The sequence below is a fragment of the Pseudarthrobacter polychromogenes genome (genome assembly GCF_014644495.1).
GTDB lineage: Bacteria > Actinomycetota > Actinomycetes > Actinomycetales > Micrococcaceae > Arthrobacter > Arthrobacter polychromogenes.
Map to the genome: position 1 here is coordinate 415,461 of NZ_BMKU01000002.1, position 11,953 is coordinate 427,413.

Consider the following 11,953-nt stretch of genomic DNA (forward strand, 5'->3'; position numbering starts at 1 on the left):
TTCCCCCTATCAGCCCCCTAATTCCACCCCCTAATCTCAGCCCCAGTGATTAGGATCTAGCTATGACTGAGCCGAATGAGACCGACCACACCGCGAAGTACCTCGAGCAGGCCGTGGAGCTGGCCACCCGGAACGTCGGCGCAGGAGGGGGACCGTTCGGCGCGCTGGTGGTGACCGCCGACGGGCGGGTGCATGAAGGCGTCAACCGCGTAACCCTGGATAACGATCCCACCGCCCACGCCGAAGTGGTGGCCATCCGGGCCGCAGCAACGGCGATAGCCAGCTATGACCTGCAGGGAGCGGTCCTCTATGCGAGCTGCGAGCCCTGCCCGCTGTGCCTGGCGTCCGCACTGTGGGCACGGATCGACCGCGTCTACTTCGCCGCCGACCGCCACGGCGCCGCCGCCGCAGGTTTCGACGACGCAGTTTTCTACGAGTACTTCGACGGGACCCGGCCGGAACTGTTGCCCGTCACCCGAAGCGACATCCCGTCGTCGCACGCGCCCTTCCAGGCGTGGGGGGACTTTGCCGGCAGGAAGGAATACTAGGAATGGAACCTGCGCTCACCACCTGTCCAGACTGCGGAAAGACCAACAGGGTCCCCGCCCAGGCGGCAGGCCGGCCGCGCTGCGGCAACTGCAAAGCGGACCTGCCCTGGATTGTGGCCGCGGGGGATGCGGACTTCGCGGCCGTCGCCGAGCAGTCACCCGTTCCCGTGCTCGTGGACTTCTGGGCTGCCTGGTGCGGCCCATGCCGCATGGTGAGCCCGGTGCTGGACAAGCTGGCCCGGGACCGGCCCGGCCGGATCAAGCTCGTCAAGGTGGACGTGGACAAGTCTCCGGGCCTGTCGCGCAGATTCGATGTACAGGCAATTCCCACGCTGATGGTGATGGTTGACGGCAAAGTGGCAGCCCGCCAGGCTGGGGCGGCCCCCGCGGAGGTACTGCGTTCGTGGCTGGACGGTGCGCTGGCGGGAAAGGGAAACTAGCCCCGCCACGGCGGCACTAACCCTGCCGGGTCCGGCCCGGCAGCCGGCCCAGCCCCTCCACCAGGTCTTCCTGCCGTCCGCACAGGGCCACCCGGACCCACCCTTCGCCGATGGAACCGAAGGCAGTCCCCGGGGCCAGGGCAACACCCGAATCTGCGAGGAACCGGCGCACCCAGCTGCGGACGTCCCCGCCCGTTGCATGGGAGACATCCGCCCACAAATAGAAGGCTCCCTGCGCCTTGAGGTAAGGGATGCCCTTCGCGTCAAGCACGGCGGACGCCGCATCGCGGTTCGCCCGATAGTGCCCGTGAGCGTGCTGCACATAGTCTTGCGGCCCGGTCAGGGCAGCAAGTGCAGCGTACTGGGACGGTGAAGCGACGCAGGAGACAATCGCCTCCATCACGTTGTCCATCTTCTGCTTGATGCCCGGCGGGCAGATCAGCGCGCCGATGCGCAGCCCGGTGAGCCCGTAGGTCTTGGACAGGGTCAGGGAGGTGAAGACGCGCGCGTCACCCGGCGCATCGCCGTCGAACTTTGCGGGGCTGACGTGCGGCACATCGTAGGTGAAGGCCTCATAGCATTCGTCGGAGATGACCCAGAGATCGTGACGGCGGGCCAGATCCATCAGTTCCCGGGTCAGGTCCTCGCCCAGCACGGCGCCGAGCGGGTTGGAGGGGGAGTTCAGGACCAGTACCCGCGTGCGGTCAGTGACGAGCGCCTCGATGTCCGCGGGCCTGGGCTGGAAACCGTGGTCCGGGTAGAGCGGGTAGCCCACGGGGACAGCGTTCAGCAGCCGGGCGGTCATCGCAAAGGTGGGGTAGCCGGGGTTGGGGACCAGGATTTCGTCGCCGGGGGAGAGCAGCAGGCTCATGGCAAAGTGCAGGCCCTGCTGGGCGCCGTCCACCACGTACACCCGGTCGGCGCCGATGCTGTCGATGCCGCCGGGGCTGGTGCCGGCGCGTTCGCGGAACCGCGCCGCGAACGCTTCCCGCAGTGCCGGGATGCCGGCGTTCGGAGTGTAATTCGTCTCATCCCGGTCCAGGCACGCCATGGCTGCTTCGAGCACATGCCGGGGGACCGGAAAGCCCGGCTCGCCGATGCTGAGCACCAGGGCGCCGGGGGTGCGCCACGCGGCCTCGGTGATTTCGCGGATCTGGTTGACGGGCACGTCGCGGACATGGGCGGCAAGCTCAGGCATGCCTGCCATCCTAGCTGGCGCTGGAACCGCCTCCGGAGTGCCGGTGCCGAGGCGTGGGCAGGGGCCGGGACCACCGCCGATATACTGGGAGGCGTGCTTTCTGGACTGGTGATAGTGGACAAGCCGCAGGGATGGACCAGCCATGATGTGGTTGGCCGGATGCGGCGCCTCGCAGGTACCCGGAAAGTAGGGCATGCCGGAACGCTTGACCCCATGGCCACCGGCGTCCTGGTGGTGGGCATCAACAAGGCAACCCGGCTGCTCACCTACATCGTGGGCACCTCCAAGACCTACACCGCCACCATTCGCCTGGGCCAGTCCACCGTGACGGACGACGCCGAAGGCGACGTCATTGCCACGGCCGGCACGTCCGGGGTCAGCGAGCAGGCAATGTACGGCGGCGTTGCGGCCTTGACGGGCGACATCCAGCAGGTGCCCAGCAGCGTCAGCGCCATCAAGGTCAACGGGGAACGCGCCTACGCGCGGGTACGGTCCGGCGAAGACGTGAAACTGGCCGCCCGCCCTGTCACCATCCACAGGTTCGAGGTGCACGCCATCCGGCGGGACCCCGAGGCGGACGTCGTGGACCTGGACGTCACTGTGGAATGCTCCTCCGGCACGTACATCCGCGCCCTCGCCCGGGACCTGGGCAATGCACTGGGAGTGGGCGGACACCTCACCGCGCTCCGCAGGACCCACGTGGGCCCCTACTCACTGGACCAGGCGCGCACCCTGGACCAGCTGGCCGAGGAGCTCAACGTGCTGGAAATGTCGCAGGCTGCCCGGGCCCTGATGCCTAACCGCGAGCTCAGCGCAGAAGAAACCACCGAGATCTCCTTTGGCCGGCGCATCGCCGCCGGCGCCGCCCCCGGAAGCCCCGACGCTGCCACCGCCGACCACCCCGCAGCCGCTTTCGCGCCGGACGGAAGCCTGGTGGCACTCCTGGCCGATGCGGGCAGCTTCGCCAAACCCGTGCTGGTGTTCGCGCCCGGCAACGGCGCCCCCTCAGCCGGCCACACGGCGGAGGGCTGACGGTGGACGCGTATTTCTACATCATCCTGGTGGTCGGGCTCCTGTCCACGGCGGTGTGCCTTGCGGCGGGCATCCTCAAGAAGGCGCCGAACGACGTCACGATCCTGTCCGTGGCCGCGGTGGAGGTCGCCCTCCTCGTCTACCTGGTGGGATCCGTCATCCGGGTGGTTGCCGGCGAAGCCATCGCCGGCGAGGCGTGGGAGTTCTGGGGCTACCTGGTCACAGCCATGCTCCTGCCCCCGGCCGCCGTCTACTGGTCCATCCTGGAACGGACCAGGTGGAGCAACTTTGTCCTGGCCGCCGTCGGCGTTACCGCGCTGGTCATGGCTGCCCGCATGAACCAGATCTGGTACTGAAGTGGAAGAAGCACGCAACGTGAAAGACCAGCACACCACAACCGCCGGGCAGGACCACGCCGGCAGCAGCGCCTCCAACAGCCGCAACACCGGCCCCGGGCGGCTGTTGATAGCCATCTACGCGGTCTTCGCGATTTCCGCCTCGGCGCGGGCGGGCTACCAGATCCTCACCAAGTTCTCCGAGGCGCCGCTCGCGTACCTGCTCTCCGCCTTCGCCGCCGTCGTGTACGTGGTGGCCACCGTCTCGCTGGCCAAGGCCGGAAGCACCTGGTTCAAGGTATCGGTTGCCGCAGTGCTCGTGGAACTTGTCGGGGTGCTGGTGGTGGGCGCCCTGAGCCTCTTCGACCCCGTCCAGTTCCCGCATGAAACCGTCTGGTCTCTGTTTGGCCGCGGCTATGCGTTTATCCCGCTGTTGCTGCCCATTTTGGGGCTGGTGTGGCTGTACCGCCGGCGCCCGGAGGCACGGACCTCCGCCTGAGGAACTTTCCTCCCGGGCTGGAGGCCCCTTGCCGGAACACATGAAATATGCTTCACTATTTCGTGTGGAGGGGAGTATCCCCCGAATGCCTCGTCGTCAGTCCGGCCGCCCCTGAGCGGCCCGGCGGGGCAGGCTCCTGCAGGGAGCCGGGAAAGACCTCCAGTTGGTACATCTGACTGGAAGCAGGTTTCCCCTGATGAACGTTCCCCTATGGGCCTGGCTGGCCGTACTTCTTTTTATTGTCCTGATGCTTGCCCTTGACCTCTTCGCGCACCGCAAAGCCCATGTGATCAGGGTGCGGGAGGCGGCATTGTGGTCTGCAGTCTGGGTCGCCTTCGGTGTTGGCTTCGGCGTGCTGGTGTGGCAGGTTTACGGTGCGGAGTATGGCCAGCAATATTTTGCCGGCTACCTGATCGAGAAGTCCCTCGCCGTGGACAACGTCTTTATCTGGGCCATCATCTTCACCTACTTCGCGGTGCCCCGGGAGTACCAGCACCGCGTCCTCTTCTTCGGTGTCCTGGGCGCCCTGGTGTTCCGGGGCATCTTCATCGCCGCAGGCGCCGCCATCATCGCCAGCGCGGGGTGGGTGCTCTACATTTTCGCGGCGTTCCTGCTTATTACCGGCTACCGGATGATCCGGCACCGGGACGACCACCTGGATCCGGAGAAGTCCCGGGCGTTGAAGCTGTTCCGCCGGCACGTACCCATGACCAATGATTTCCACGGGCAGCGGTTCCTCATCCGGCGGCAGGGCGTCCTCCTGGCCACCCCGCTGCTGGCGGTCCTGGTCCTCGTCGAGGTCACGGACATCATCTTCGCCGTTGACTCCATCCCCGCGATCTTCGCCGTCACCGATGACGTGTTCCTGGTGTTCACCGCAAACGCGTTCGCCATCCTGGGCCTCCGGGCCATGTACTTCCTCCTGGCGGACCTTATCCACCGGTTCATCTACCTCAAGACCGGCCTGGCGCTCGTCCTGATCTGGGTGGGCATTAAGATGTTCCTGAAGATCGACATCTACTACATCCCCACGCCCGTTTCCCTGGCGGTCATTGCCATGATCCTCCTCGTATCGGTGGCAGCAAGCCTGTGGGCAACCCGGGGCCAAGGGCGCCGGCCGCTTCCCGCGCCGGAGCGTGCACCGTTCGGAACCGCATCTCCCGAGGACGTGGCCGCCCTGGAACCGTTGTGGCGCCGCCGGGCGCCAAGCAGGACCGACCATCAATGACGCCAAATACAACGGAGCATCCATGACAGCTGAAAGTTCTGCCGACAGCGGCCAGGAAGCTCCACGCCCAGGCGGGCCCGCCCGGCCCGCCTGGACGTTTCTCACCAACCACGGCCATGTCCTGCTCTCCGTGGCGAGGGACCCGGACATCCTGGTGGCAGACATCGCCGAGCGGGTGGGCATCACCACCCGGGCCGCCCTCCAGATCCTCAAGGACCTTGAAAGTGCGGGATACCTCCAGCGGGCAAGGGTGGGACGCAGGACCCACTACACCATCCGGCCGCACCAGCATTTCCGGCATCCTGCAACTGCTGCACAGGAAGTGGACGGGCTGATCCGCCTGTTTGCCGCACCGGCTCCGGGCGAGGGGCCGGCAGCGGCGGCGGAAAAGTAACCGCCCGGCCCGTGCCGTTCCCGGCGTCCGGGCGGGCCCCCGAATGCGGGTAATCTTAGAGAGTTCCGCGGCCGGTACCAGGCCCGAACATTGATACTTGCAAGCTGTTAAGGCGAGGGTGATGGTCTACATCTGGAACGATCCGTCCGAGGTCCCGGCGGACTTCGGCCCATCTGTGGTCACGATCGGGAACTTCGACGGCGTTCACCGGGGGCACCAGCAGGTGCTGTCCGAACTGATCCGCACGGCGCGGATCACAAGGTCCAAAGCCGTTGTGGTCACCTTCGACCCGCACCCGGCCCAGGTCCACCGTCCCGAGTCCGCGCCCGAGCTGATCATGGGCTTGCAGGACAAGCTGGAGGCGCTGGGGGAGTTGGGCCTGGACGCCATCCTGGTCATGAAGTATTCGCTGGACCTGGCCAGCCTCACCCCCGAGGAATTCGTGGAGCAGTACCTTGTGGACTGCCTGCATGCCGGCCATGTTGTGATCGGCCACGACGTACGCTTCGGCCGCGGCAACTCAGGGGACCTGGACACCATGAAGGAGCTCGGCCGGAAGTTCGGGTTCGAGGTGCAGGTGATCAGTGAGTTCGGCTCCGAGGGCTACCCCCTGCATGACGACGACGGCACGGACCGCCGCTGTTCCTCCACCTGGGTGCGGGAAGCCCTGCAGGAAGGGGACGTTGCAACGGCGTCCGCTGTCCTGGGACGCCCGCACCGGATGCGCGGCGAAGTTGTCCACGGCGCCGCACGCGGCCGTGCGCTCGGATTCCCCACCGCAAACCTGGCCAGCAACGCCAGCGGACTGGTTCCTGCCGACGGCATTTACGCCGGCTGGCTGGTGGACCAGGCAGGGACCCGGTGGCCCGCGGCTATCTCCGTGGGCTCAAACCCCACATTCGACGGCGTCAGCCGCCAGGTGGAAGCCCACGTGATCGACCGGCCAAAAGAGGACGTGGAAGACTTCGATCTGTACGGCCAGACAGTAGTTGTGGAATTCGTTGCCCGCCTCCGGGGCATGGTGGCCTACCGTGGGCCGGAAGCACTCGTGGAGCAGATGCGCCTGGACGTCGTCCAGGCACACGAGCTGCTGGCCCGGCGCTAGGGGCGCCCACCAGGGAAAGGCAGCACCGTGTCCGTCGAAAAGAACACCCGGAAGCTGGACAAAGGCATCGTCCGCGACTTCAGCTCACGGATGAGCTACGCCTCCTACCTCCAGCTGCCAACCCTCCTCAGTGCGCAGCAGCCGGTCAGTGAGCCCGAGCACCACGATGAAATGCTCTTCATCATCCAGCACCAGACCACCGAGCTGTGGCTCAAGCTGGTCCTGCATGAACTGCGCAGCGCGGCGGCGTGGCTCCGGGCCGATGACCTCGGATCGGCGCTGAAGGGCATTGCCCGGGTCAAACACATCCAGAAGACCCTGACCGAGCAGTGGTCGGTCCTTGCCACGCTGACCCCCACCGAGTATTCCCAGTTCCGCGGCTTCCTGGGCAACTCCTCGGGCTTCCAGTCGAGCCAGTACCGGGCCGTGGAGTTCGTGCTGGGCAACAAGAACCGCAAGATGCTCCCGGTGTTCGAGTCGGACCCGGAAGCGCACGCCATGCTGGAGGAACTGCTGGCAGCCCCCAGCATCTACGACGAATTCCTGGGCTACCTCGCGCGGCAGGGCTTCGACGTTCCGGCGTCGGTCCTCCAGCGGGACGTGACCAGGGCCCACGAGTACACACCGGAACTGGTGCCACTGTTCAAGCACATCTACGAGAACGCCGCAGCCAACTGGGGCGCGTACGAGGCCTGCGAGGAGCTGGTGGACCTTGAGGACAATTTCCAGCTGTGGCGGTTCCGGCACCTCCGGACGGTCCAGCGGACCATCGGCATGAAGGCGGGTACTGGCGGCTCGAGCGGCGCGGCGTTCCTGCAGAAAGCCCTGGAACTGACGTTCTTCCCTGAACTGTTCGCAGTCCGGACGGAAATCGGCCAATGAGCACGCACCAGGGGACGTTCCGCCCGGGCACCAACCACCAGCCCGTCCACGGAAGGCAGCCATGACTTTGCAGCAGCGCGCGGAAGAGCTGGACAGCCATGATCCGCTGGCCCACTACCGCCACCACTTCATCGGATCGGACGCCCCCGTGTCCTACCTGGACGGCAACTCCCTGGGCCGGCCCCTCAAGCGGACCGCCGACGACGTCGCCGCCTTCATCCGCGACGACTGGGGAGGCCGCCTCATCCGCGGCTGGGATGAACACTGGCTCGCGATGCCCCAGGCCATCGGTGACCAGCTGGGCCGGGCAGTGCTGGGAGCGGCTCCCGGCCAGACCATCATTGCGGACTCCACCACCGTGGTGCTGTACAAACTGATCCGTGCCGCCCTCGCCGCGGTGGCCAGCCCCGACCGCAACGAGCTGGTCCTGGACACCGAAAACTTTCCCACGGACCGCTACCTGGTGGAAGGCATAGCGCTGGAAGAGGGGCTGACCCTCCGCTGGATCCAGGCTGATCCGGCCGCCGGGGTAACCGTTGAACAGGTGCGCGAGGCAACCGGACCGCGTACCGCCGTCGTCCTCCTCAGCCAGATCGCCTACCGTTCCGGCCACCTGGCCGACCTTCCCGCCATCACGGCGGCAGTGCACGACGCCGGCGCACTGGTGGTGTGGGACCTGTGCCATTCCGCGGGGTCGGTGGAGATCGGGCTGGATGAAGCGGGCGTGGACTTCGCCGCCGGCTGCACCTACAAATACCTCAACGGGGGACCGGGGTCGCCCGCTTTTGCCTACGTGAACCACCGGCACCTGCCGTCGCTCAACCAGCCGATCTGGGGGTGGATGGGCCGCAAGGACGCCTTTGAGATGGCTGCAGGATACGAGCCGGCCGCCGGGATCCGCGGCTTCCTCAGCGGGACGCCCGCCATCTTCGGCATGATCGCCATGAAGGGCACCCTTGACCTGGTCGAGGAAGCGTCCATGGCTGCCATCCGGGAGAAATCGGAGAAGCTGACAGCCTTCGCCGTCGAGGTTTTTGACGCCCTGCTGGCTCCCCTCGGGGCGGAGCTGGCGACGCCCCGCGACCCCGCCCGGCGTGGCAGCCACATCACGGTGGACCACGCGGAGTTTACGAAGGCAACGGTGGAGGCGCTCTGGGACGGGGACGTTATTCCTGACTTCCGTGCGCCGCACGGCATCCGGGTGGGCCTCTCTCCGCTGAGCACCAGTTTCCGGGAGGTCCTGCAGGGCATGGAGGAAATGCGGAACCGCCTCCACGCATGACGCGGGCCCCTTTCGACAAGATTAGGCAGGGGCCGGTAAACTAAACGATGGATCCGGCTGCAGTCCGTGGCGGCTGGTTCCTGTTGTGTACGGCGCTGACCGGTTTCCGGTTGCCAGCCGCGGCAGCAGACCCGGCAGTGAAGTTCTGACCTGGGCCCTCACGGCACATCCCAAGGAGATATTGTGGCACTTGACGCCGCTGTAAAGCAGTCCATCATCAAGGAATACGCAACCGGCGAAGGTGACACCGGTTCACCCGAGGTCCAGGTTGCTGTCCTGACCCAGCGGATCAAGGATCTGACTGAGCACATGAAGGAGCACAAGCACGATTACCACACCCAGCGCGGTCTGCTGGCCATGGTTGGTCGTCGCAAGCGCATGCTGAGCTACCTCAAGAAGACTGACATCGCCCGCTACCGTTCGCTCATCGAGCGCCTCGGCCTGCGCCGCTAGTCACACTTTGGGGCGGCCCTTTCCCCGTGGAACGGGCCGCCTTCTTCACCTGAATAACTAAACAGGAGGATCAACCGCATCACGCATTCGCGGTCCTCGGTAGTGATCCCCGGGAACGGCTCCCTTGAAGGCAGCCCCGGCCCGTGGGTCTCGATCGATGACCGGGTGCAGGGCCAGTAGACAGATGCTGGCTGGGTTGATGCGGCTGGACTTCCGTAAAAACAGAAACGGAGGTGACTCTCTTGGAGGGTCCCGAAATCCAGTTCTCAGAAGCAGTCATTGACAACGGCCGATTCGGCAAGCGGGTTATCCGCTTTGAAACCGGCCGCCTTGCCAAGCAGGCAGCCGGCGCAGCAATGGTGTACATCGACGACGACACCGCACTGCTGTCCGCCACCACCGCCGGCAAGCACCCGCGTGAAGGCTTCGACTTCTTCCCGCTGACGGTCGACGTCGAAGAGCGCATGTACGCTGCCGGCCGCATCCCGGGCTCGTTCTTCCGCCGCGAGGGACGCCCGTCCACCGAAGCCATCCTGGCCTGCCGCCTGATGGACCGCCCGCTGCGCCCCGCCTTCATCAAGGGCCTGCGCAACGAGGTCCAGATCGTGGTGACCGTCCTGGCCATCAACCCGGACGAGCTCTACGACGTGGTGGCCATCAACGCCTCCTCCATGTCCACCCAGCTTTCCGGCCTGCCGTTCTCCGGCCCCATCGGCGGCGTCCGCGTTGCCCTGGTTGCCGACGAAAACGGTTCACAGTGGGTTGCTTTCCCCAAGCACTCCCAGCTGGAAAACTCCGTGTTCAACATGGTTGTTGCCGGCCGTATTGCCGGTGACGACGTCGCCATCATGATGGTGGAAGCCGAAGCTACCGACAACTCCTGGAACCTCATCAAGGAACAGGGCGCCACCGCTCCCACCGAAGAGGTTGTCTCCGAGGGCCTCGAGGCTGCCAAGCCGTTCATCAAGGCACTGTGCGACGCGCAGGCCGACCTCGCCGCCCGCGCAGCCAAGCCGACCGTCGAGTTCCCGGTCTTCCTGGACTACGAGGATGACGTCTACGCCGCCGTTGAGGCCGCTGCCGCTGAGAAGCTCACCGCCGTCTTCCAGATCGCTGACAAGCAGGAGCGCGACAACGCTTCCGACGCCCTGAAGGACGAGGTCACCTCTTCCCTGGCCGGCCAGTTCGAAGGCCGCGAGAAGGAGCTGTCCGCAGCGTTCCGCTCGGTCACCAAGCACGTTGTGCGCCAGCGCATCCTCAAGGACCAGATCCGCATCGACGGCCGTGGCCTGACGGACATCCGCCAGCTCACCGCCGAGGTTGAGGTCCTCCCTCGCGTCCACGGCTCGGCCATCTTCGAGCGCGGCGAGACCCAGATCATGGGTGTCACCACGCTGAACATGCTGAAGATGGAACAGCAGATCGACTCGCTGTCACCGGTCAAGACCAAGCGTTACATGCACAACTACAACTTCCCGCCGTACTCCACCGGCGAGACCGGCCGCGTCGGTTCGCCGAAGCGCCGCGAAATCGGCCACGGTGCCCTGGCAGAGCGCGCGCTCGTGCCGGTCCTGCCGTCCCGCGAGGAATTCCCGTACGCCATCCGCCAGGTGTCTGAGGCTCTCAGCTCCAACGGTTCGACGTCCATGGGTTCCGTCTGCGCCTCCACCCTGTCCATGCTGAACGCCGGTGTGCCCCTGAAGGCCGCCGTCGCCGGTATTGCCATGGGCCTGGTGTCCGACCAGGTCGACGGCCAGACCCGCTACGCGGCCCTGACCGATATCCTCGGCGCCGAAGACGCCTTCGGTGACATGGACTTCAAGGTTGCCGGCACGTCCGAGTTCGTCACGGCCATCCAGCTGGACACCAAGCTCGACGGCATCCCCGCTTCAGTGCTGGCAGCAGCCCTGAAGCAGGCACGCGAAGCCCGCCTGCACATCCTCGAGGTCATCGACTCCGCCATCGACACCCCGGACGAGCTCTCCGAGTTCGCCCCGCGCGTCATCGCCGTGAAGATCCCCGTGGACAAGATCGGCGAGGTCATCGGCCCTAAGGGCAAGATGATCAACCAGATCCAGGAAGACACCGGCGCTGACATCTCCATCGAGGACGACGGCACGGTCTACATTGGCGCCACCAACGGTCCGTCTGCCGAGGCAGCACGCTCCGCCATCAACGCCATCGCCAACCCGCAGGTCCCGGAAATCGGCGAGCGCTACCTGGGTACGGTCGTCAAGACCACCACCTTCGGTGCCTTCGTTTCGCTGACCCCGGGCAAGGACGGCCTCCTGCACATCTCCGAGCTGCGCAAGCTGGCCAACGGCAAGCGCGTGGACAACGTCGACGACGTCGTCTCTGTCGGCCAGAAGGTCCAGGTGGAAATCACCAAGATCGACGACCGTGGAAAGCTCTCGCTCGCCCCCGTAGTTGCCGAGGAAGAAGGCGCCGCGGATGAGACCGAGCGCGCCCACGCCACGGAACCTGCTGAAGGCGCTGACGTCTAGCATTCCGCCTTGCGGGCACGGCCTGCAGGTTGAAGCATGAAGCGGCGGGGCCG

At 66.0% G+C, this 11,953-nt stretch carries 13 protein-coding genes; 12 read left to right on the plus strand and 1 reads right to left on the minus strand.

Translation table 11 applies throughout. The annotated features are described in order from the left end of the window. Nucleotides 1-62 precede the first annotated feature (62 nt). Nucleotides 63-548, plus strand: coding sequence for a nucleoside deaminase (locus IEX43_RS05105; protein WP_188809354.1), 486 nt, complete (start codon nt 63-65; stop codon nt 546-548). Nucleotides 549-550: 2 nt separating this feature from the next. Further along, nucleotides 551-988: a thioredoxin gene (gene trxA / locus IEX43_RS05110; protein ID WP_188809355.1), complete on the plus strand. Its 438-nt coding sequence runs from the start codon at nt 551-553 to the stop codon at nt 986-988. A gap of 16 nt (nt 989-1,004) precedes the next feature. Here the strand turns inward: trxA and IEX43_RS05115 are convergent, their stop codons facing one another. Beyond that, entirely contained in the window at nt 1,005-2,186 is a 1,182-nt protein-coding gene (locus IEX43_RS05115) for a pyridoxal phosphate-dependent aminotransferase (RefSeq protein ID WP_188809356.1), read from the minus strand. A 93-nt stretch (nt 2,187-2,279) separates the two neighbouring features. Here IEX43_RS05115 and truB point away from each other — a divergent pair, with 93 nt between their 5' ends. From truB to IEX43_RS05165, 10 genes are all read left to right on the plus strand, one after another. After that, a complete protein-coding gene (gene truB / locus IEX43_RS05120; RefSeq protein ID WP_188809357.1) occupies nt 2,280-3,218 on the plus strand; it encodes a tRNA pseudouridine(55) synthase TruB in 939 nt (312 codons plus the stop codon). Nucleotides 3,219-3,220: 2 nt separating this feature from the next. Further along, on the plus strand, nt 3,221-3,574 hold the full coding sequence (locus IEX43_RS05125) for a hypothetical protein (protein WP_188809358.1): 354 nt from the start codon (nt 3,221-3,223) through the stop codon (nt 3,572-3,574). A 19-nt stretch (nt 3,575-3,593) separates the two neighbouring features. Next, nucleotides 3,594-4,052 carry a hypothetical protein gene (locus tag IEX43_RS05130; RefSeq protein WP_188809359.1) on the plus strand — a complete coding sequence of 153 codons (459 nt, stop codon included), beginning with the start codon at nt 3,594-3,596 and terminating at the stop codon, nt 4,050-4,052. 196 nt (nt 4,053-4,248) lie between these two features. Beyond that, nucleotides 4,249-5,280, plus strand: a complete 1,032-nt coding sequence (locus IEX43_RS05135; protein ID WP_188809360.1) for a TerC family protein — start codon at nt 4,249-4,251, stop codon at nt 5,278-5,280. A gap of 22 nt (nt 5,281-5,302) precedes the next feature. Beyond that, entirely contained in the window at nt 5,303-5,674 is a 372-nt protein-coding gene (locus IEX43_RS05140) for a helix-turn-helix transcriptional regulator (RefSeq protein WP_188809361.1), read from the plus strand. A gap of 121 nt (nt 5,675-5,795) precedes the next feature. Then, complete coding sequence (locus IEX43_RS05145) at nt 5,796-6,779, plus strand: bifunctional riboflavin kinase/FAD synthetase (RefSeq protein ID WP_188809362.1); 984 nt, start codon at nt 5,796-5,798, stop codon at nt 6,777-6,779. A 27-nt stretch (nt 6,780-6,806) separates the two neighbouring features. Continuing rightward, nucleotides 6,807-7,661: a tryptophan 2,3-dioxygenase gene (gene kynA, locus IEX43_RS05150; RefSeq protein ID WP_188809363.1), complete on the plus strand. Its 855-nt coding sequence runs from the start codon at nt 6,807-6,809 to the stop codon at nt 7,659-7,661. Between the two features lie 61 nt (nt 7,662-7,722). Beyond that, a complete protein-coding gene (gene kynU, locus IEX43_RS05155; protein WP_188809364.1) occupies nt 7,723-8,943 on the plus strand; it encodes a kynureninase in 1,221 nt (406 codons plus the stop codon). A 183-nt stretch (nt 8,944-9,126) separates the two neighbouring features. Continuing rightward, nucleotides 9,127-9,396 (plus strand): 30S ribosomal protein S15, encoded by a 270-nt coding sequence (gene rpsO, locus IEX43_RS05160; RefSeq protein ID WP_013600532.1) that lies wholly within the window; start codon nt 9,127-9,129, stop codon nt 9,394-9,396. A 242-nt stretch (nt 9,397-9,638) separates the two neighbouring features. Further along, nucleotides 9,639-11,900, plus strand: coding sequence for a polyribonucleotide nucleotidyltransferase (locus IEX43_RS05165; RefSeq protein WP_104185193.1), 2,262 nt, complete (start codon nt 9,639-9,641; stop codon nt 11,898-11,900). The last annotated feature ends 53 nt before the right edge of the window (nt 11,901-11,953 follow it).

Bases quoted from the DNA above. Each gene is read 5' to 3' on its own strand.
- IEX43_RS05105 (WP_188809354.1), top strand. From the start codon at position 63: ATGACTGAGCCGAATGAGACCGACCACACCGCGAAGTACCTCGAGCAG.
- trxA (WP_188809355.1), top strand. From the start codon at position 551: ATGGAACCTGCGCTCACCACCTGTCCAGACTGCGGAAAGACCAACAGG.
- IEX43_RS05115 (WP_188809356.1), bottom strand. From the start codon at position 2,186: ATGCCTGAGCTTGCCGCCCATGTCCGCGACGTGCCCGTCAACCAGATC.
- IEX43_RS05135 (WP_188809360.1), top strand. From the start codon at position 4,249: ATGAACGTTCCCCTATGGGCCTGGCTGGCCGTACTTCTTTTTATTGTC.
- IEX43_RS05140 (WP_188809361.1), top strand. From the start codon at position 5,303: ATGACAGCTGAAAGTTCTGCCGACAGCGGCCAGGAAGCTCCACGCCCA.
- IEX43_RS05145 (WP_188809362.1), top strand. From the start codon at position 5,796: ATGGTCTACATCTGGAACGATCCGTCCGAGGTCCCGGCGGACTTCGGC.
- kynU (WP_188809364.1), top strand. From the start codon at position 7,723: ATGACTTTGCAGCAGCGCGCGGAAGAGCTGGACAGCCATGATCCGCTG.